We start from the raw sequence: 20036 nt of genomic DNA, 5'->3' as shown, positions 1-20036 counted from the left end.
AGAAAAGAGGACTGAATGGCGAGTAACAACGTAGCCCAATTTGCCACCGAACTGAAGATGCCTGCAGATTTGCTGCTGACGCAGCTGCGTTCTGCCGGCGTCGAGAAAAGTTCGACGTCAGATCCATTGTCGAAAGATGATAAGGACAAGCTTTTGGATCATCTGCGCCGCACACACGGCGCAGCGGCTGACACAGAAAAGAAAAAAATCACCGTGACCCGCAAGGAAACGACTGAGATCAAGCAAGCTGACGCCACCGGCAAATCGCGCACCATCCAGGTGGAAGTGCGCAAGAAACGCACTTTCGTCCAGCGTGACGAAGCTGCGCCGGTCGCGGCAGAACCGGTTGCGCCTGCCGCACCGGTGATCGATCCCGCCGACGTGGCGCGCCGTGAAGAAGAAGCCCGTAAACAGGCTGAACTGATCGCCCGCCAGGAAGCCGATCTGCGCGAAAAGCAAGAACGTCTGGCCAAGCTCGACGCGGAAAAAGAAGCCCAGGCGAAAGCCACGCAACAGGCTGAATTGGCTGCGAAGAAAGAAGCTGAAGCGGAAGCGAAGAAAGCCGCTGCCAAGGCTGCTGCCGCGCCTGCCGCCAGCGCCGCTGCGCCTGTCGTTGACGACGCCGCCGCCGAGGCGAAGAAAGCTGCTGCCGCTGAAGAAGCGAAGAAGAAAGCGGCTGCCGCTGCTGTTGCCGCCAAGGAAGCCGCTGACAAAGCGGAAGCCACCGAGCGTGCACGCAAGGCCGTTGCCGACGAAGTTGCCCAGATCAAGGCCATGATGAACGCGCCACGCCGCGCCATCAAGGCACCGGAACCCGTACCGGTTCCCGTCAAGCCGAAGGCGCCGGAAGGCACCCTGCACAAGCCTGCTGACAAGAAACCTGGCGACAAGCCGGGCGACAAGAAGCCTGCTGTTGCAGACAAGAAATCGATCAAGTCGGCCAATGTGTCGTCCACCTGGTCCGATGACGCGAAAAAACGCGGCACCACCGGTGGTCCGAAACCACGCGGCAATAGCGGCCCAGGCGGCCGTGACAGCTGGCGCGGTGGCGCGAAGGGCCGTCGCCCGACGCACCATGACGACCGTGAATCGAACTTCCAGGCTCCTACGGAAGCCGTCGTCAAAGACGTGCACGTACCAGAAACGATCACCGTGGCCGAACTGGCGCACAAAATGTCCGTCAAGGCATCCGAAGTCATCAAGCATTTGATGAAATTGGGCCAGATGTGCACGATCAACCAGGTGCTGGACCAGGAAACCGCCATGATTCTGGTGGAAGAAATGGGCCACAAGGCGTTCGCCGCCGAACTGGACGATCCGGAAGCGCTGCTGGCCGATGTGGGCGAACACGCGCACTTCGAAACCAAGCCACGCGCACCGGTGGTCACCGTCATGGGTCACGTCGACCATGGCAAGACCTCGCTGCTCGATTACATCCGTCGCGCCAAGGTTGCCTCCGGCGAAGCGGGCGGCATTACGCAGCATATCGGCGCCTACCACGTCGATACGCCACGCGGCATGATCACCTTCCTCGACACCCCGGGCCACGAAGCGTTTACCGCGATGCGTGCCCGTGGCGCCAAGGCAACCGACATCGTCATTCTGGTGGTTGCCGCCGACGATGGCGTGATGCCGCAAACGAAAGAAGCGATTGCCCATGCGAAAGCAGCCGGCGTACCGCTGGTGGTGGCGATCAACAAGGTCGACAAACCAGGCGGCAACGTGGACCGCGTGACGCAGGAACTGGTCGCAGAACAAGTCGTGCCGGAAGAATACGGTGGCGAATCGCCATTCGTGCCGGTGTCGGCGAAAACGGGTCAAGGTATCGACGACCTGCTGGAACAAGTGCTGTTGCAAGCCGAAGTGCTGGAACTGACGGCACCGGTCGATGCGCCTGCGCGCGGCCTGGTCGTCGAGGCGCGTCTGGACAAGGGCCGTGGTCCTGTCGCGACGATCCTGGTGCAGTCCGGTACCCTGAAACGCGGCGACGTGATTCTGGCTGGCTCTTCGTATGGCCGTGTTCGCGCCATGCTGGACGAGAACGGCAAGTCGATCGCTGAAGCGGGTCCTTCGATTCCGGTCGAAATCCAGGGTCTGACGGAAGTGCCGGTTGCCGGTGAAGAAGTCGTCGTCATGGCTGACGAGCGCAAAGCGCGTGAAATCGGTCTGTTCCGTCAAGGTAAGTTCCGCGACGTGAAACTGGCGAAACAGCAAGCTGCGAAACTGGAAAACATGTTCGACCAGATGGCCGAAGGCGAAGTGAAAAACTTGCCATTGATCATCAAAACCGACGTGCAAGGTTCGCAAGAAGCGCTGGTCGGTTCGCTGCAGAAACTGTCGACCTCCGAAGTGCGCGTACAAGTGGTTCACGCGGCCGTCGGTGGCATCACGGAATCGGACGTCAACCTGGCAGTCGCGTCGAAAGCGGTCATCATCGGCTTTAACGCCCGTGCTGATGCCCAGGCACGCAAGCTGGCCGAGTCGAATGGCGTGGACATTCGCTACTACAACATCATTTACGATGCGATCGACGAGATCAAATCGGCGTTGTCGGGCATGTTGGCACCAGAGAAACGCGAAACCGTTATCGGCCAAGTCGAGATCCGCCAGGTTATCCTGGTCTCGAAAGTGGGCGCGATTGCCGGTTGCCTGGTCACCGATGGCGTGGTCAAGCGTGCTTCTTCCGTCCGCCTGTTGCGCAACAACATCGTGGTGTGGAGCGGCGAGATCGATTCCCTGAAACGCTTCAAGGACGATGCGAAAGAAGTTCGCGCCGGTCTGGAGTGCGGCCTGTCGCTGAAGAACTACAACGACATTCAGGTTGGCGACACGCTGGAAGTGTTCGAAGTCCAGGAAATCGCTCGTACCCTGTAATCACAGAAGTAATGGCGCGGACATAGTGATGTCCGCGCAAACACGTGGGGCGCATTGGTCAACGGGCAACCGTTTGACCCATGCGCCCTGCGGCACTTAGGACAGCATAAAATCATGGCTAAACATAGCAAAACCATGCCAGCGCGCGGCTTGCGCGTGGCCGACCAGATCCAGCGCGATCTGGCTGAAATCGTCGCCTACGAATTGAAGGATCCACGCGTCGGCACGATGATCACCATCACCGAAGTGCAGATCACGCCCGATTACGCGCACGCCAAGGTGTTTTTCACGATGTTGAAAGACAGCAAGGAAGCCATCAAGAACACCACCGAAGGCCTGATGGCCGCGTCGGGCTTCATCCGCGGCTTGCTGGGCAAGCGCCTGCATATCCACACCCTGCCGATGCTGCATTTCGTGCACGACAGCTCGACCTCGCGCGGCATGGAAATGTCGCTGCTGATCGACAAGGCCAACGCCACGCGCGCCGCTGACGCCGAGCCGGATGTCAAACCAGAAGCGGACGAGCAATAACAGTGGCGGGTCCGAAGAAACCGCCCGGCATCAAGCGGGTGCGCGACCTGGTCGATGGCGTCTTGCTGCTCGATAAGCCTGTGGGCTGGTCCAGCAATGACGCCCTGATCAAGGCCAAGCGTGTCTTGAACGCCAAGAAGGCGGGCCATACGGGCACCCTGGATCCGTTCGCCACGGGCTTGTTGCCGCTGTGCTTTGGCGAGGCGACCAAGTTCTCGCAGGACTTGCTGGAAGCCGATAAAACCTACGAAACCCTGGTGCACCTGGGGCAGACGACGGATACGGGCGACACGGAAGGCGACGTGCTGGAAACGCGCGACGTCAACGTCACCGAAGAGCAGATCGAAGCCGTGCTGGCGCAGTTCCGCGGACCCATCCTGCAGACGCCGCCCATGTACTCGGCCTTGAAAAGGGACGGCAAGCCCTTATATGAGTATGCAAGGGCAGGCATCACCCTGGAGCGCGAAGCGCGCCCGGTGACCATCCACAAGCTCGAGTTCCTCGGCTATGAAGCCCCGTTCCTGAAATTGTCCGTGATGTGCAGCAAGGGCACGTATATCCGCGTGCTGGGCGAAGACATCGGCCATGCCCTCGGTTGCGGCGGCCATCTGAACGCCTTGCGCCGCACGCAGGTGGGCAACCTGACGCTTGACGGCGTCGTTACCCTGGATGAACTGACGGCGCATGCCGCGCCGCTGAGCTTGCTGGCTCCCGTCGATGCCTTGCTGTCGAGTTTCCCTGCCGTCCAGCTGACGGAAGAATTGGCCAAGCGTTTCCTGCATGGCCAGCGCATCGCGCTGGGCAAGGAAGACGTCGCCGTGCCAGCCGAGCCGGGCAGGGTGCGCGTGTATCACGACAGCAAGCTGCTGGGCACGGGCCAGTTGCAGGAATACAGCATCCTGGCGCCAGAGCGTCTCATTGCCACGGCGCACCAATAAGTCACGGCAACGTCACATTACCCAGCGACACTCTTGAACCAGTGTCGCTTTTTTAAACAAATCGTCCCCGACTGCAAGAGCCGCCAGCATTTTTAGATAGCGTTGCAACGCAACATGCTATACTACGCGGTTCCGGAAATAGATTAGCATTCGGGTATCTCGTACACCTTGTACGCACTCCGCAGTTTTTCAGTAACTACTACGACCATGTCAAATACAAAACGCGCAATTCGTAATATCGCCATTATCGCCCACGTTGACCACGGCAAAACCACGCTGGTGGATCAGCTGCTGCGCCAGTCCGGCACCTTCCGTGAAAACCAAGCGGTCGACACCCGAGTCATGGACTCGAACGACCTGGAAAAGGAGCGCGGCATTACGATTCTGTCGAAGAACTGCGCCGTTGAGTACGAAGGCACCCACATCAACATCGTCGACACCCCAGGCCACGCCGACTTCGGCGGCGAAGTGGAACGTGTTCTGTCGATGGTGGACTCGGTTCTGCTGCTGATCGATGCACAGGAAGGCCCGATGCCGCAAACCCGTTTCGTCACGCGTAAAGCGCTGGCACTGGGTCTGAAGCCTATCGTTATCGTCAACAAGATCGACCGTCCAGGCGCACGTCCGGACTGGGCGATCAACCAGACGTTCGAACTGTTCGACAAGCTGGGCGCTACCGACGAACAACTGGATTTCCCTATCATTTACGCTTCGGGCCTGAACGGCTATGCCGGCCTGACCGAAGACGTGCGCGGCGGCGACATGAAGCCGATGTTCGACGCCATCCTGGAACACGTTCCAGTACGCGACGACAATCCTGAAGGCCCGCTGCAAATGCAGATCACCTCGCTGGACTACTCGTCGTACGTCGGCAAGATCGGCATTGGCCGCGTCAACCGCGGTACCGTCAAAGTCGGCCAGGACGTGCTGGTCATCAATGGCCCAGGCGCGACCCCGATCAAAGGCCGCATCAACCAGGTGCTGAACTTCAAGGGCCTGGAGCGCGTGCTGGTTGACGAAGCCGTCGCCGGCGACATCTGCCTGATCAACGGTATCGACGAAATCGGCATCGGTTCGACCCTGTGCGCACTGGACACGCCTGAAGCGCTGCCGATGCTGACCGTCGACGAGCCGACCCTGACCATGAACTTCATGGTCAACAATTCGCCACTGGCTGGCCGCGAAGGCAAGTTCGTTACCTCGCGTCAACTGCGTGACCGTCTGGAAAAAGAATTGAAAGCCAACGTTGCTCTGCGCGTGGCACCAACCGACGACGACACGATCTTCGAAGTATCGGGCCGCGGCGAGCTGCACCTGACGATTCTGATCGAAAACATGCGTCGCGAAGGCTTCGAGCTGGCCGTATCGCGTCCACGCGTGGTCTTCAAAATGGTCGATGGCGTGCGCCACGAGCCGTTTGAAAACCTGTCCGTTGACGTTGAAGAAGTCAACCAGGGTGGCGTCATGGAAGAACTGGGCCGTCGTCGTGGCGACCTGCAAAACATGGAATCGGATGGCAAGGGCCGCGTGCGCCTCGAGTACCTGATCCCGGCGCGTGGCCTGATCGGCTTCCAGGGCGAATTCATGACCCTGACCCGCGGCACCGGCCTGATGAGCCACGTATTCCATGAATACGCGCCAGTCGACAACACCCGTGGCGAAATGGCCGGCCGTCGTAACGGCGTGCTGATCTCGCAAGATGACGGTGCTGCTGTTGCGTACGCTATCTGGAAACTGCAAGACCGCGGCCGCATGTTCGTGTCGCACAATGACCCAGTCTACGAAGGCATGGTCATCGGTATCCACTCGCGCGACAACGACCTGGTCGTCAACCCGATCAAGGGCAAGCAGCTGACCAACGTGCGTTCGTCGGGTACCGACGAAGCGGTGCGCCTGGTACCGCCAATCCAGATGTCGCTGGAATACGCAGTCGAATTCATCGAGGACGACGAACTGGTGGAAATCACGCCTAAATCGATCCGTCTGCGCAAGCGCTTCCTGAAAGAGCACGAGCGTAAAAAAGCGTCGCGTGATTCGTAATCTGTTGTAGAGCATGGCCTGCGGGCCATGCCGCGCTCAAGCCCGTTGCTCCGCCTTTCCTTCACCGGTGAGGCGCGCAGCGGGTTTGTCATTTGCAGCTCCTGTTTTTTGTAGACACCATGACTTCCACTTCTTTGCCTTCCCGCCGCCTGTCCGTCGCCCCGATGATGGACTGGACCGACCGCCATTGCCGCAAGTTCCACCGCGAAATCACGCGCCATACCTGGCTCTACACCGAGATGGTGACGACGGGCGCGCTCGTGTACGGCGACGTGGAGCGCCATTTGCGCTTCAATGAGGAAGAGCACCCGGTCGCGCTGCAACTGGGCGGCAGCGATCCGAAGGACCTGGCCACCAGCGCCAAGCTGGGCCAGCAGTGGGGCTACGACGAAGTCAACCTGAACTGCGGCTGCCCGTCCGAGCGCGTGCAAAAGGGCGCGTTTGGCGCCTGCCTGATGGCCGAACCGCAACTGGTGGCCGACTGCGTGAAAGCCATGCGCGACGTGGTCGACATCGACGTCACCGTGAAACACCGCATCGGCATCGATGACAGCGAGTCGTACGACTTCGTGCGCGACTTCGTCGGCACCGTGGCCGACGCCGGCTGCAAGACGTTTATCGTGCATGCGCGCAATGCCATCCTGAAAGGCCTGAGCCCGAAGGAAAACCGCGAAGTGCCGCCCCTGAAATACGATTATGCCTACCGCCTGAAGCGCGACTTCCCCCAGTTCGAATTCATCATCAATGGCGGCATCAAGACGCTCGATGAGATTGACCTGCACTTGCAGCACCTGGACGGCGTGATGCTGGGCCGCGAGGCGTATCACAACCCGTACGTGATGGCGCAGTTCGACCAGCGCTACTACGGCGACGATGCGCCTGTCAAAACGCGCGAACAAGTGCTCGAAGCGATGATCCCGTACATCAGCGCGCAGCTGGAAAAAGAAGCGGGGAGATTAAAACTGAACAGCGTCACGCGCCACATGCTGGGCCTGATGCAAAACCTGCCCGGCGCGCGCGGCTTCCGCCAGACCTTGTCCGATTCGAAGAAGCTGGCCTCGGGCGACCCGCGTTTGCTGCTGGAAGCGGCGGCGCGCTTGTCGCTGCCTGCGTAATGGACGATTTCCACGGCCATGCGCGGCACATCGACGGCTACCTGCAAGCCGTCAGCGCGCTCAAGGATGACGGCAGCGAGTTGCTCTGCACGTATCTGGGACCCGCCGCGCCGCAGGCATCGTTCGATGCCTTGTGCCGCGCGCTGGATGTGACGCCCGACGGCTTGCGCCTGCAGCCGCTCGAAACGGTCGTGTGCAGCGGCGCCTTGTGCGCGCCGCGCCAGTGGCTGCTCGAGCGCCTGCATCCGGCGAGCGAGGCGGACCGCCAGCCGCTCGACGCACGTTTATATGACGGTTTCGAGCGCGAATTGGCCGAACTGCTGGGCAGCGAACCCCGCTGGTATCAACTGGTATCGTCTGGCCAGCGCAGCCTGGCCAGCCAATTGGGCGCCATCTGGAGCGTCTTTGTCTTCGGCACAGAGTGCCACACCTATGTGATGCATTGCAGCTGGGACAGCTGAGTCAACTTGTCTATACCGGTGCTACTTCGCACTGGTATTGTCCGCACTTCCCCTTCCTCTGAGTACCTCTTCCAAAACGATGCAATATGGCTACGCCATGTGTTGTAAATGCGCTGTTTCGGCGCATGCCCGCACTGTCGTGGGGCATTTCTAAGAGGCAAGAAACGGCGTTGTTGCCATTTCCCCGAAGAAAGTTAATCAGCCATTTATTCGGGTACATATTGCTTGCTTTGAGGCAAAATTTACACCTATAATTGATTATAGACAAATATTTCTCATATGAATGTTTGATGTTGATCTCACATCAACGGTGTCAAAAATTCAGCGTGCGGAGCAAGTTTGCATTCGCAGTCACTGGCGTTTCCAGGGCTGCTGAAAGACCAGGAAGTACCCCGGGCTGCGTGCGGCCGGATACCGCCAGCATACCAATGGGTAAGGGCGGACACCGGTGTTGCGCAGCCTTCGTCTTGTCGTGCCGGGCAAAAATCCTTATCAATAGTTTCATTTACGAAGAGCCGAAATGAATTTAGCAAAAATGAAGGTTGGTACCCGCCTGGGCCTGGGTTTCGCCCTGGTACTGGTTCTGCTGGTGGCCGTGACCGTCCTCGGCATCGCGCGCATGGCGCAAATCCAGGAGCGTCTCGATCACGTGATCAATGTCAACAACGTCGTCACCCGCCTCGTGATCGACATGCGTGGCAACGTCAGCGACCGCATCACCTCGCTGCGCATCCTGACCCTGATGACCGACGCGGGCGATATGGAGCCGGAGATGGCGCGTATCAAGACGCAGACGAGCACCTATCAGGAAACGCAGAAGAAGCTCGAAGAGAAATTCGCCGTCGAGTCCACTCCTGAAGAAAAAGCGCTGCTGACCTCGATCAAGGAATACGAAGCGGCCGCGATGCCGGCCATCGCCAAGGCATCCGCATTGTGGATGGCCAACGATGCGGAAGGCGCCACGCGCGTGATGATCAAGGAAATCCGCCCGGTACAGAAAAAATGGATGGAAGCGCTGGAGCAGCTGGCCGTGCTGGAAGACAAGCTCAACGAGCAGATGCAATCGGATGCCCGCAAGGCCTTCGACAGCGCGCGCCTGTTCATGATCATCCTCGGCGTACTGGCCGTGGCGATGGGCGTGGCGGCGGCACTGGTGATTACCCGCGGCCTGCTGAAACAGCTGGGCGGCGAGCCGGACTACACGGCATCGATCGCCGGCAGCATCGCCAATGGCGACCTGTCGATCGGCATCCACACGCAGCCTTCCGATACGTCCAGCCTGCTGGCGGAAATGAAGGAAATGCGTAACAGCCTGGTGGGCATCGTTGGCCAGGTGCGCGTCGGTACGGAAACCATCGGCACGGCCTCGCGCGAAATTGCCGACGGCAATATCGACCTGTCGTCGCGCACGGAAATGCAGGCCAGCGCGCTGGAAAAAACGGCCTCGGCCATGGAAGAGCTGACCTCGACCGTGAAACAGAATGCGGACAATGCGCGCGAAGCCAACAAGCTGGCCGCCACCGCTTCGGATGTCGCCATCAAGGGCGGCTCCGTGGTGTCGCAAGTGGTGGACACCATGAGCTCGATCAATGAGTCGGCGAAGAAGATTGTCGACATCATTGGCGTGATCGATGGCATCGCCTTCCAGACCAATATCCTGGCGCTGAACGCTGCCGTGGAAGCGGCACGTGCCGGCGAGCAAGGCCGCGGCTTTGCCGTGGTGGCGTCGGAAGTGCGCAACCTGGCCCAGCGCTCCGCAGGCGCCGCGAAAGAAATCAAGATCCTCATCGACGATTCGGCCGAGAAGACGGAACGCGGCACGCGTCTGGTCGGCCAGGCCGGCGTGACGATGGGTGAAGTGGTCGACAGCGTACGCCGCGTGACCGACATCATGAGCGAGATCGCCAGTGCCAGCCAGGAACAAAGCGCTGGCATCGAACAGGTCAACCTGTCGATCATCGAGATGGATGGCATGACGCAGCAAAATGCGGCCCTGGTGGAGCAGGCAGCCGCCGCGGCGCAAAGCTTGCAGGACCAGGCGGCCGAACTGGCCCACGTGGTCAGCATCTTCAAACTGGTCGAAGGCGAAGAGAAACCGGCGGCGTATGTGCCGGCCCCCGTGGCCGCCGCACCGGTGGCCGTGCGCAAGCCGGCGCCGGCATTGCGCCCGGTGAAGTCGCTGACGCGCAAGACGGAAGCGGCCGCTCCCGTGGCTCCAGCGCCACGCAAGGCGGCAGGCGCGGGCAGCAATGACGAGTGGGAAGAGTTTTAAGCGCGGCCAACAGCGCACAGGAAATGGTAACTACCGTATTTGATAATAATCATGGGGAAGCACATGTTTGAGAATAAGCGTTTGATGAGTGTTGCAGCAGCCTTGCTGGTGTCCGTTTCTTCCGCCGCCTTCGCGGCCGAGGTGCCGGCGTCGTTCGATGCCAAGAACTGCAAGGCCGACTATCCGAAAGCCTCGCTGATGAACGAAGAGCAGGGCACCGTGTCGATGTCCTTCCTGGTCAATGCCGATGGTAGCGTTGCCGATTCGAAAGTCGAGAAGAGCAGCGGCTTCAAGAACCTGGACAAGGCCGCCATCAAGGCCCTGTCCGCATGCAAGTTCAAGCCGGGCACCAAGGATGGCGCCGCAGCGCAAACCTGGACCAAGGTCGATTACGCCTGGAAGCTGGACTGATCCACGTATCGCCGGGAGCCAGGCTCCCGGCATGGCCGTATCCGCTACGGGCGGCGCCTGCAAGGGTGCCGCCCGTACTGTTATGTGCGTCAGCCAACGGCACTGTTGCCGCCGATTCTGTTACCCTCGAAACATATCTTCGGGATCTCCCACCACAAGAGGCCTATCATGCAGCGCATCCTGACACTTTCCTCCCTGGCCGCCACCGGTTTGCTGCTTTCCGCCTGCGCCTCGCTGGGCACGCCCGTGGGCTTGCAGCCGGGGCAGACCGTGGCCGTCGTCAATAGCCTGAGCTGGGACAATCCCCTGACGGGCAAGCGCGACGGCGTGCGCACGAGCTGGCCCATCAAGAATGGCAAGATTGCCCCTGAATATTTCCCGCTGGCGCAGCTGAAACAATGCGAAGCGGTCGGTAAACCTTGCGCCTGGGGCGTGATGCGGGCGCAGCGCGGCGCGCCCACGCTCAGCTATGCGGACGGCGGCGTCGACCTGGCCGTGAATGTATCGATCGACGTGGCGCGGCGCCAGGATGCGCGCCAGGGCGAGACGCAAACGGCGATGGCGATTCCCCAGGACGTGGCCGCGCTGGAAGGCCGGCAACAGGTGCAACCCAGCTGGAAATTGAAGTATGGCAAGGTCGAGCAGGTCGAGCTCGACTATGGCGTGCGCTACCAGGTGTGCGTGCAGCGCTACGATGCGGCCGGCAAGGCCATCGACACGTGCGCGATTCCATTTATTTGAGGAAACATGCGGTGTAGGCCGCTTGTGGCGCGATTGCCACATTTCATGTTGCGGCGTGCGTCGGGGTGTAACAATCGGTAAAAGCGCAGCAAAGCTCCGCGTAATTTCTTATAGTGCTTAATTAAGTAGTACACATTAGGAGAATTGCGATGAAAACCCTGTTGGCAGTAATTTCGCTGGCCGCCTTGGGTGGCTGTGCCGTGGCCCCCCCCGGTCCTGCGTATTACGGTTCGCGCGCGCCGCAGGGGGCCTACAATCCCTATGAATGGCATACGGTCTCGTCCGAGCCGGTGCAGTCGGGCCGCGTGATGAGCGCGCCGCGCGTGGAATATACGAATGAGCCCGTGTATGTGCAGCAACAGCCTGTCTACGTTCAGCAGCCCGTGTATGTGCCGGCGCCCGTGTACGCACCGCAACCGTATTATTACAATCCGCCCGTGACAATTGGGCTGGACTTCATGTTTGGCTTTGGGCGCTACGGTGGACACCGCGGCGGCTGGGGCGGGCATGGCCGCTACCACGGCCGCCGCTAATCTATTGCGGTGGTAGGCAGGACAAAGCCGGACAAGCATTGCTTGCCCGGCTTTTTCATTTTATTAGTGGAAATACACGGCCGTCTGGTGCAGCACGTCCGCCGAGCACAGGATGTACATCGCCGCCGCTGCCAGACCTATTTGCAAGGCGCCAAAGCTGATCGGGATGAGGCGGGACATGTCGTACTCCTGAGTGGGATGAGGTGTGTTGTCAGGCTTTCATCATAGGATGAGTTGATGCCTTTGGGCATCGGATGAATGTCCGCCACCTTGTAGGACAACACCTCGCGCCTGGCGCCCCGCCTCGCTCTCCGGCCGCCTAGCGGTTTTTCCAGCGCACTACCGGCTCTTCCGGTGCCGTGTCCGGCACGTTCGAAATCGCCAGCCAGTGCGTCAGGCGTTCCGGATGCTTGAGGTTGATGCCCATGCCATCGATGATGCCCACCTGCTCCAGCATGCGCGCATCGATTTTCGCTTTCGACACCGTGGGCGCGCCCATGACCATGCGGTCATACGCCTTGCGCGCCTTGTGTTCCCATTTGTGCAGATTGCTTTCGTCGAAGCGGTTCGCTTCGAAATACACGGTCAGGGTGCCATCGAGGTTGCCGAAGCCGACAATGCCCGCGCCCTTGCGGATGGTGGTGGTGTTGCTGATGTCGAATTCCGCCGTGGGCACGAAAATGCCGGCGCGGCCATCGATGTCGGGACGTCCCACGGGCGTTTCTTTGCCGTAGGAACTCGTTTCGGTAATGGTTTTTTCTGCGGACATGGTGCGTGTGTGGTGGCCGTGCCGGGAGCGCGATCGGGCCCGGCAGCGCCAGTCATCCTGTTCAAAAAATGCGTGCTGATGATCAGGGCGGGGTAGGGGCCCTGGCGGAGCGATGCTTGGCATTGCTTGATACCCCGCTATTGTAGCGCCAGTTTAATTCTTTTGGGAAACATTCATTGATGTAATGCACCCATTTTTTTCATGAAAAATGCCGCCCGGCCATACGACGGGGCGGCATTTGTACGTCCGCTGCGCTTCGACGGGCTCAGCTGCGCACGGGCATCAGAACGCCAGGCGGCCTTGCAGGTAAACCATGCGCGGTGCACCCACCAGTTTGCCCAGGTTGCCGTCCGAGGTGCGCGTGAAGTAGCGCTTGTCGGCGAGGTTGTTGACACCGGCAACCAGCTCCAGGCCATTCTGCCCCGGTACTTTCCATTTCACTTGCGTGTTCCAGGTACGGAAGCCGGGAATCACGCCCAGGTTGCCTGCCGCATTTTCCGCCATGGTGTTGGCTTCGTCGGCGAACTGGCGGCTCTGGTGGCTGCTCGACAGGTCGAAGCCCCAGGCGCCCAGCTGGTAGTGGGCGCCGATGGTGTCCGTGGTGCGCGAATAGAAGGGCACGTCGTTGCCCGCGTTCACGCCATCCTGCAAAGTCGCCTTGGTGTAGGTGTAGGTGGCGTAGGCATTCAAGCCGGCCAGCGGGCCGGACTTGTCGAAGTGGTAGTCGACGGCCGATTCCAGGCCCCGGTGGTGCGTGGCGCCCACGTTGTAGAAGACGACGTTCTCGCCGCTGCCGATGGACTGGATCTGGTTGTCGAACTTGATGTTGAACAAGGTTGCTTCGGCCGACAGCTGGCCGCTCTTCCAGCGCGCGCCCAGCTCGGCCGTTTTCGCCAGCTCCGGCTGCAACGGGTTCTTGCTCGATTGCGCATTGAGCTGCGTATTTTGCACGGCGCCAAACGAGCTGTTGTAGTTGCCGAACAGGGTCACGTTGTTGTTGAGCAAGTAGGCCACGTTCAGCGAGGGCAGGGCCTTGTTATTGAGCAGATCGATCTTCTGGTCAGTCGGCAAGTGGTTGAAGCGTTCCGTCTTGATGTGCTCGTAGCGCACGCCCGGCGTGATGCGCCACGCGTCGATGGCGATCTTGTCGTCGATATACACGGCTTGCGCATCGGTCGAGTTGTCGGCGAAGCGCGTCGGCTTTTGTTGCACGCCGGTGGCGATGACGACGTTGTAGATGCTTTCGTCAGCCCGCTCGGCCAGGTAGCGGTAGCCGACGGTGACGTCCTGCGATACCTTGCCGGTCGTAAAGCGCTGCGTGTAGCGCGGCTCGATGGCCGTCGTTTCATAGTTGCGCGGCTGACGGCCCAGGCCGGTGCGGTTCGCATTGATCAGGGTACTTTCGCGCGAGCTCTTGTTGTAATAGGCGCGCACCTCGAATTCCTGCGTGTTCGACATGGCATTCAGGTAGCCGATGTCGAAGGCCTTACGCTCGCCGCTCCAGAAGTCGGTCGGTCGCGTGTTCTGGAATGGATCGGCCTTGTATTGCGCGGCGCTCAAACCGCCCGGCGTGCGCGACGTCACGTCGTAGTAGGACAGCTTGGCGTACACCTCGGCGCTTGGGCTCAGGTCGTAGCGGAATTTCAGGGCGAAGTCGTTGACCTTTTCATCGCTGCCCACGCGCCAGTCGCTGCCGCGAATGCCCGAATACAGCACGGCCAGTCCCAGGCCGCTGTCGAGCTGGGTGCCGGCAAAGACGCTGGCCTGCGTGTTGTGGCCCACTTCGCTGTACGAGTTATAGCGCACGGTGGCGTCGCCCGTGATGCCTGGCGTGGTGGGTACGCGGCGCGTCTTGAAGTTGATGATGCCGCCCACGTTTTGCGGGCCGAAGCGCACGGCGCCGCCGCCGCGCACCACGTCGACCGTCTCGACATTGGCCAGGCTGACGGGCGCGAACGACAGTTGCGGCTGGCCATACGGCGCCACCGACATCGGGATGCCGTCCAGCAAGACCGTGCTGCGTGGCGAATAGCGCCCGGCCAGGCCGCGTACGCCGATATTCAGGGAGATGGCGCTGCCGGCGCTGCCCGAGTTGTCGCTGATCTGCACACCGGGAATGCGGCGCATTACGTCGCTGAGGCTGGTTGCGCCCGAGTTCTCGATGTCGTCCTTTTGCACCACGGTGCGGGCGCCCGCGAAATTCTTCGTGCTGGCGGCCATGCTGGTGCCCAGCAGGTTGCTGCTGACCTGGATCGATTCCAGGATGGGGCCGGCGTTATCGGTCGTATTGGCTTGCTGTGCCTGCGCGGCGATGGGCGCGTTCAGGCAGGCGAGGGCGATGGCCAGCGCGCACGGGCGCAGCGAAAAGGGCAGTGTGGAAAATGTAGCGGCCATGCATGGATCTCCGTAGTGACAATGTTTGCGCGGGCAATCGGGCGGCGCGACAACATCGTGGCGTGGACATCCGGCGCAAGGGGATAGGAATGATAATGATTCTCATTTTATCCGTCAATTGCGAATGTTGCGTAGTGGCTATATGCCTGCCTGTGTGATGGGGAAGTGTTGTTGGCGCGGTACGGTGGGCGGTTTGGATTGCCGCTTGGCACCATTGCTCGGGTGCGGAGGCATTGAGGGCGCTTCTTGTATACTCCCGCTTTTGCAGCCGTCAGACGTGAACGTACAATGAGCCAGACAACTGAAACGACACCAGGCATTTCCTCCGTGGAACGCCGCCAGGGCGACCAGCCGGCAAGTGCTGCGCGCAAATTGAATCTGCTTGTGGTCGACGACAACCAGGAAGTGGGCGAATCGCTGGCCATGCTGCTCGAAGCGCTGGGCCACCATGCGGTGGTAGTACGCAACTGGCAGATGGCCGTCGAGCAAGTCAAGCTGTGCGTGCCCGACGCCGTCTACCTCGACATCGAAATGCCTGGCATCAGCGGCATCGAAATCGGCCGCCGCCTGCACCACAATCCCGAAACGGCCAACGCCGTGCTGATCGCCGTCACCGGCCACAGCCTGCCCATGTACATGGACGACGCGCTGGCCGTCGGCTTCCGCCACTTCCTCGTCAAACCCGTGCGCCTGGAAGACCTGGCGACGACGGTGCAGTCGGTGCTGGCGGGGTAGTTCGCTGACCTACGGCCGGCTCAGCGACCACTGCTGGTTGTTCGCATTGGTCAGATTCCACTGGATGATCTGCGCATTTTCCGCCGTGCTCAAGTTGAGTACATCCAGGGTCAGGTTGCTGTAGCGGTTGCTGATCGTCTGGTAGCCGGCAGCAGGGCTGGCGAAGCGCCATTGCTGGCCCAGTCCGCCCCAGTAGCTCCATTGCGCGATATTCGTGCCGGCCGTGGTCGAGTTGTTATAGTCGTCCAGACCCAGCAGGCTGTTCGCATTGATCAGGCTATAGTAGCCATCGCCGTGTCCCACCACATACCATTGCTGGTGTTTTGCCCCCGTATACGTTTGCTGCTGCACCAGTGCGCCATTCGCCGTGCCGGCGCCCGCCACGGCCAGCGCCTTGCCGCTCAGGCGCGAGCGCAGCACCGTGGGCCCATCCGAGATGCCGCCGCAGCTGGCGACCGTGAAATTGCGCGTCAGGCTGGGCCAGCCGCTGTCATACGTCATCTTTAGAATATCGAGCTTGGCCGCGCCATTGTCGTTGACGTCGTAGTAGTGGATTGAGGTGTAGTTGCAGCCATCCTGCTTGAGTACGCCGATATGGCCCGGGCCCTTGTACTTGCCGTCGAGGTTAGGCAGCACTGTGCGCGTGCCGCTGTATGGCCCCGTCACGCTGCTGGCGCGCTGCACTTCCACGTAATACGTGCTGGCGGCGCCCTGGCAGCATTTGCCGCGGTTGGCGAACAGATAGTAATACTCGCCATCGCGCGTGATGTAGGGCGCTTCGATATCCTTGCCGCCGCCACCGAGGATGGTGGTGACGTTGCCCGTGGTTTTGCCCGTGGCCTGGTTGATTTCCGTCACGCCGATGCCGCCGAAAAACGAGCCATACGACATGTAGACCTTGCCGTCATAATCGCGGAACAGGGCCGGGTCGATGGCATTGATTTCCGCGCCGCCTCCATACGATTGCACGACGATGCCCAAGTCCGTCCAGCTCGGGTTTTTCAGCGAGGCGGAACGGGCCACGCCGATGGCCGATACGGACGTGCCGAAGGTGGAGACCGAGTAATACAGATAATAGTAGCCGTTCATGTGGATCACGTCCGGCGCCCAGTACGAGCCGCTGAAGTTGGGGATTTTATTGGCAATCCAGGCCGGCGGCGTGCTGAACACGGGCGCGGGGCCGGCCGACCATTTCAGCAAGTCCGTCGAGGTGGAATACCAGATGCCGTCGCCCGTCGTGAAATTGAAATACGTGTCACCGTCGCGCGTGAGGGTGCCGGGGTCGTGCGCGTTGGGCACGCCCGTCAGGTTGATCGCTTGCGCATGGGCGCAGAACATCAGGCACAGTGCTGCCAGGATTTGCTTCATCGTTGTCTCCGTACTGTTTTTATGGGGCGGTCCAGGCCGCACCCCAGAGTAGGGCGATGGTCAAATTTGCACTAATGAATTTTTTATAGGAAGCGATACCGGGGCCGGTATCGGAGGAGAGATAAAACGGGCGCCGGAATAGAAAAAGCCCGATTCGAAAACCGGGCTCTTCTTTATTCTGTGGGGTGGCTGATGGGGCTCGAACCCACGACAACAGGAATCACAATCCTGGACTCTACCAACTGAGCTACAGCCACCACTGTCTTACTTACCTGTTTAGCTGTTTTGCTGAACAGGTGCCGAATTATACAAAGAACTCGGCAAAGTGGCAAATCTAAATGCAGTCTTTTTTAAAGAATCGAAAGATTGCATGAAAACGCCTGTTTTCCCTCATACGGACAGGTGTTCGACGGGTGGGTGCAAGTCCAGCAAACCGGCGAAGGCTTGCGCCAGGGCTTCGACCTTGGCCGTCGTGTAGCCCTGCAGTTGCGGCGCGTCGTTGCCGGTGCGGCGCAGGCTGGCAGCGTCGAGCAAGCGGGCCAGCTGGCGCGCCACGGCTTCCCCGGTGTCGACCAGGGTGACGGGTTCCGACGTATGCGCGCGCACCGTGCGTGCGATGGCGTCCTGCACGAAAGGGTAATGGGTGCAGCCGAGCACGAGGGTATCGACGCCTTGCGCCAACAGGGGCGCGATATAGCGGTCGAGCATGGCGCTGGTGGCGTCGAGCGGGTCGCTGCCCATGGCGGCCTGTTCGATGCGTTCGACCAGGCCGACGCAGGGCTGCAAGATGAACGTGGCGCCCGTCGCGCTGCTCACCTGTTCGCGCAAGGCCAGCAGTTTGTCGCCGCGCAAGGTGCGCTCGGTGGCCAGCACGCCGATCTTGCCGTTGCGGCTGATGGCGGCTGCCGGTTTCAGGCCCGGCTCGACGCCGACGATGGGCAAGTCCGGGTAGCGCGCGCGCAGCGCCTTGATGGCGGCGATCGTGGCCGTGTTACAGGCGACGACCAGTGCTTTTGCGCCTTGCTGCAGCAGATAGCTGGCTACTGCCAGTGAACGGTCGATCACCTGCTGTTCCGTCTTGTCGCCATACGGCGCATGGCCGGAATCGGCAAAGTAAATCAGGTCTTCCTGCGGCAGCTGCGCACGGATATGGCGCAGCACCGACAGGCCGCCCACGCCGGAGTCAAAAATGCCGATGGGCGCGTCAGGGTGGGCATTGCTTGCAATAGAAGTCATGGGAAACCGGAGTAGATAAAAAAACGCCGCGCTGATTGCTGCGCGGCGTTAATGGTAGAGCTTGTTTAAGCAACCGTCACGGGAATCTTGCTCACGCTATTGAGTTGCTCGATCTTCGCCTGCCACTCTTTCGGGCCCGTGTTGTGCACCGAGGTGCCTTTCGCATCCACGGCCACCGTCACCGGCATGTCGACGACGTCGAATTCGTAGATCGCTTCCATGCCCATGTCGGCAAAGCCCAGCACCTTGGCGTGCTTGATGGCTTTCGACACCAGGTAGGCGGCGCCGCCCACGGCCATCAGATAGGCCGACTGGTGCTTCTGGATCGATTCGATGGCAACAGGGCCGCGCTCGGCCTTGCCGATCATGGCGATCAGGCCGGTTTTTTCCAGCATCATGTCGGTGAATTTGTCCATGCGCGTGGCGGTCGTCGGACCGGCCGGGCCGACGGCTTCGTCGCGCACCGGGTCGACCGGGCCGACGTAGTAGATCACGCGGTTCTTGAAGTCGACCGGCAATTCTTCGCCCTTGGCCAGCATGTCCTGGATGCGCTTGTGCGCGGCGTCGCGGCCCGTCAGCATCTTGCCGTTCAACAGCAAGGTCTGGCCCGGCGTCCACGAAGCGACTTCTTCTTTCGTCAGCGTGTTCAAGTCGACGCGCTTGGATTTTTCCGTGTCCGGCGTCCAGTGCACTTCCGGCCACGACGACAGCGATGGCGGTTCCATGTAGGCAGGGCCCGAGCCGTCCAGCACGAAGTGGCCGTGGCGCGTGGCGGCGCAGTTCGGGATCATGGCGACGGGCTTCGACGCGGCGTGCGTCGGGTGCATCATGATTTTCACGTCAAGCACGGTCGTCAGGCCGCCCAGGCCTTGCGCGCCGATGCCCAGCGAGTTGATCTTGTCGCACAGCTCGATACGCAGTTCTTCCAGCTTGTTTTGCGGGCCGCGTTGTTTCAGCTCAAACATGTCGATGTCTTCCATCAACACTTCTTTTGCCATCAGCATGGCTTTTTCGGCCGTGCCGCCGATGCCGATGCCCAGCATGCCTGGCGGGCACCAGCCGGCGCCCATGGTCGGCACGGTCTTCATGACCCAGTCGACCAGCGAGTCGGACGGGTTCATCATGATCATCTTCGATTTGTTTTCCGAACCGCCGCCCTTGGCAGCCACTTTCACGTCGACGGTATTGCCTTCGACCAGTTCCATGTGCACGACGGCTGGCGTGTTGTCCTTGGTGTTCTTGCGGTCGAAATGCGGGTCGGCCACGATGGAGGCGCGCAGCTTGTTGTCGTCGAAGTTGTACGCGCGGCGCACGCCTTCGTTGACGGCGTCGGTGACGGTGCCGGAGAAGCCTTCGAAGCGCACGCCCATGCCGATTTTCAGGAAGACGTTGACGATACCCGTGTCCTGGCAGATAGGACGCTTGCCTTCCGCGCACATGCGCGAGTTGGTCAGGATTTGCGCGATCGCATCTTTTGCCGCCGGGCTTTGCTCGGCCGCGTAGGCGCGCGCCAGGTGCTCGATGTAATCAGCAGGGTGGTAGTAGCTAATGTACTGCAACGCTGCGGCGACGGATTCGATCAGGTCTTCTTGCTTTATGACAGTCATGGTGTTCTCGC

The 20036-nt window shown here is 60.7% G+C and carries 16 protein-coding genes and 1 tRNA gene; 11 read left to right on the top strand and 6 right to left on the bottom strand.

Annotation, left to right across the window (positions count from 1 at the left end):
- The first annotated feature begins 15 nt into the window (after positions 1-15).
- The 10 genes from infB (at position 16) to AC54AG_RS13475 (ending at position 11916) form a co-directional block, all read left to right on the top strand.
- On the top strand, positions 16-2874 hold the full coding sequence (gene infB, locus AC54AG_RS13520) for a translation initiation factor IF-2 (protein WP_034760145.1): 2859 nt from the start codon (positions 16-18) through the stop codon (positions 2872-2874).
- A 114-nt stretch (positions 2875-2988) separates the two neighbouring features.
- Positions 2989-3405 carry a 30S ribosome-binding factor RbfA gene (rbfA, locus tag AC54AG_RS13515; protein WP_035825200.1) on the top strand — a complete coding sequence of 139 codons (417 nt, stop codon included), beginning with the start codon at positions 2989-2991 and terminating at the stop codon, positions 3403-3405.
- 2 nt (positions 3406-3407) lie between these two features.
- The gene (gene truB, locus AC54AG_RS13510) at positions 3408-4343 is read left to right on the top strand and encodes a tRNA pseudouridine(55) synthase TruB (RefSeq protein ID WP_051992106.1); all 936 of its coding nucleotides are present in this window, start codon (positions 3408-3410) and stop codon (positions 4341-4343) included.
- Positions 4344-4550: 207 nt separating this feature from the next.
- Positions 4551-6383: a translational GTPase TypA gene (typA, locus tag AC54AG_RS13505; protein WP_034760139.1), complete on the top strand. Its 1833-nt coding sequence runs from the start codon at positions 4551-4553 to the stop codon at positions 6381-6383.
- A gap of 119 nt (positions 6384-6502) precedes the next feature.
- Positions 6503-7498 (top strand): tRNA dihydrouridine(20/20a) synthase DusA, encoded by a 996-nt coding sequence (gene dusA, locus AC54AG_RS13500; RefSeq protein WP_072454302.1) that lies wholly within the window; start codon positions 6503-6505, stop codon positions 7496-7498.
- Positions 7498-7959, top strand: a complete 462-nt coding sequence (locus AC54AG_RS13495; protein WP_496630624.1) for a hypothetical protein — start codon at positions 7498-7500, stop codon at positions 7957-7959. Before dusA ends, AC54AG_RS13495 begins: the two co-directional genes overlap by 1 nt.
- Positions 7960-8494: 535 nt before the next feature.
- On the top strand, positions 8495-10231 hold the full coding sequence (locus AC54AG_RS13490) for a methyl-accepting chemotaxis protein (protein ID WP_072454304.1): 1737 nt from the start codon (positions 8495-8497) through the stop codon (positions 10229-10231).
- A gap of 63 nt (positions 10232-10294) precedes the next feature.
- Positions 10295-10642, top strand: coding sequence for an energy transducer TonB (locus tag AC54AG_RS13485; RefSeq protein WP_034760455.1), 348 nt, complete (start codon positions 10295-10297; stop codon positions 10640-10642).
- 168 nt (positions 10643-10810) lie between these two features.
- Positions 10811-11383, top strand: a complete 573-nt coding sequence (locus AC54AG_RS13480; protein WP_496630622.1) for a hypothetical protein — start codon at positions 10811-10813, stop codon at positions 11381-11383.
- Between the two features lie 149 nt (positions 11384-11532).
- Entirely contained in the window at positions 11533-11916 is a 384-nt protein-coding gene (locus tag AC54AG_RS13475; protein ID WP_034782540.1) for a hypothetical protein, read from the top strand.
- Positions 11917-12235: 319 nt separating this feature from the next.
- On the opposite strand, the gene AC54AG_RS13470 is transcribed toward AC54AG_RS13475, so the two are convergent.
- Positions 12236-12685, bottom strand: a complete 450-nt coding sequence (locus tag AC54AG_RS13470) for a hypothetical protein (RefSeq protein WP_046685393.1) — start codon at positions 12683-12685, stop codon at positions 12236-12238.
- A gap of 282 nt (positions 12686-12967) precedes the next feature.
- Positions 12968-15079, bottom strand: coding sequence for a TonB-dependent receptor family protein (locus tag AC54AG_RS13465; RefSeq protein ID WP_496630621.1), 2112 nt, complete (start codon positions 15077-15079; stop codon positions 12968-12970).
- Between the two features lie 288 nt (positions 15080-15367).
- On the opposite strand from AC54AG_RS13465, the gene AC54AG_RS13460 reads away from it, so the two are divergent.
- Entirely contained in the window at positions 15368-15814 is a 447-nt protein-coding gene (locus tag AC54AG_RS13460) for a response regulator (RefSeq protein ID WP_081368151.1), read from the top strand.
- 9 nt (positions 15815-15823) lie between these two features.
- Here the strand turns inward: AC54AG_RS13460 and AC54AG_RS13455 are convergent, their stop codons facing one another.
- The 4 genes from AC54AG_RS13455 to AC54AG_RS13440 form a co-directional block, all read right to left on the bottom strand.
- A complete protein-coding gene (locus AC54AG_RS13455; RefSeq protein WP_496630619.1) occupies positions 15824-17182 on the bottom strand; it encodes a family 43 glycosylhydrolase in 1359 nt (452 codons plus the stop codon).
- Between the two features lie 181 nt (positions 17183-17363).
- Positions 17364-17439, bottom strand: a tRNA-His gene (locus tag AC54AG_RS13450).
- 133 nt (positions 17440-17572) lie between these two features.
- Positions 17573-18418, bottom strand: coding sequence for a glutamate racemase (gene murI / locus AC54AG_RS13445; RefSeq protein WP_496630617.1), 846 nt, complete (start codon positions 18416-18418; stop codon positions 17573-17575).
- Between the two features lie 65 nt (positions 18419-18483).
- Positions 18484-20025 carry a fumarate hydratase gene (locus AC54AG_RS13440; RefSeq protein WP_034784516.1) on the bottom strand — a complete coding sequence of 514 codons (1542 nt, stop codon included), beginning with the start codon at positions 20023-20025 and terminating at the stop codon, positions 18484-18486.
- Positions 20026-20036 lie beyond the last annotated feature (11 nt).

The sequence above is a fragment of the Janthinobacterium sp. BCJ23 genome, assembly GCF_059617945.1.
The sequence above is the reverse complement of the archived record's forward strand: the minus strand, read 5'-3'. Positions and strand labels throughout refer to the sequence as shown.

Excerpts from the sequence above, each read along its gene's own strand:
- murI (WP_496630617.1), bottom strand. The coding sequence starts at position 18,418 with ATGACTTCTATTGCAAGCAATGCCCACCCTGACGCGCCCATCGGCATT.
- AC54AG_RS13440 (WP_034784516.1), bottom strand. The coding sequence starts at position 20,025 with ATGACTGTCATAAAGCAAGAAGACCTGATCGAATCCGTCGCCGCAGCG.
- AC54AG_RS13465 (WP_496630621.1), bottom strand. The coding sequence starts at position 15,079 with ATGGCCGCTACATTTTCCACACTGCCCTTTTCGCTGCGCCCGTGCGCG.
- typA (WP_034760139.1), top strand. The coding sequence starts at position 4,551 with ATGTCAAATACAAAACGCGCAATTCGTAATATCGCCATTATCGCCCAC.
- infB (WP_034760145.1), top strand. The coding sequence starts at position 16 with ATGGCGAGTAACAACGTAGCCCAATTTGCCACCGAACTGAAGATGCCT.
- AC54AG_RS13485 (WP_034760455.1), top strand. The coding sequence starts at position 10,295 with ATGTTTGAGAATAAGCGTTTGATGAGTGTTGCAGCAGCCTTGCTGGTG.
- rbfA (WP_035825200.1), top strand. The coding sequence starts at position 2,989 with ATGGCTAAACATAGCAAAACCATGCCAGCGCGCGGCTTGCGCGTGGCC.
- dusA (WP_072454302.1), top strand. The coding sequence starts at position 6,503 with ATGACTTCCACTTCTTTGCCTTCCCGCCGCCTGTCCGTCGCCCCGATG.
- AC54AG_RS13490 (WP_072454304.1), top strand. The coding sequence starts at position 8,495 with ATGAAGGTTGGTACCCGCCTGGGCCTGGGTTTCGCCCTGGTACTGGTT.
- AC54AG_RS13495 (WP_496630624.1), top strand. The coding sequence starts at position 7,498 with ATGGACGATTTCCACGGCCATGCGCGGCACATCGACGGCTACCTGCAA.
- AC54AG_RS13470 (WP_046685393.1), bottom strand. The coding sequence starts at position 12,685 with ATGTCCGCAGAAAAAACCATTACCGAAACGAGTTCCTACGGCAAAGAA.
- AC54AG_RS13480 (WP_496630622.1), top strand. The coding sequence starts at position 10,811 with ATGCAGCGCATCCTGACACTTTCCTCCCTGGCCGCCACCGGTTTGCTG.
- AC54AG_RS13460 (WP_081368151.1), top strand. The coding sequence starts at position 15,368 with ATGAGCCAGACAACTGAAACGACACCAGGCATTTCCTCCGTGGAACGC.
- AC54AG_RS13475 (WP_034782540.1), top strand. The coding sequence starts at position 11,533 with ATGAAAACCCTGTTGGCAGTAATTTCGCTGGCCGCCTTGGGTGGCTGT.
- AC54AG_RS13455 (WP_496630619.1), bottom strand. The coding sequence starts at position 17,182 with ATGAAGCAAATCCTGGCAGCACTGTGCCTGATGTTCTGCGCCCATGCG.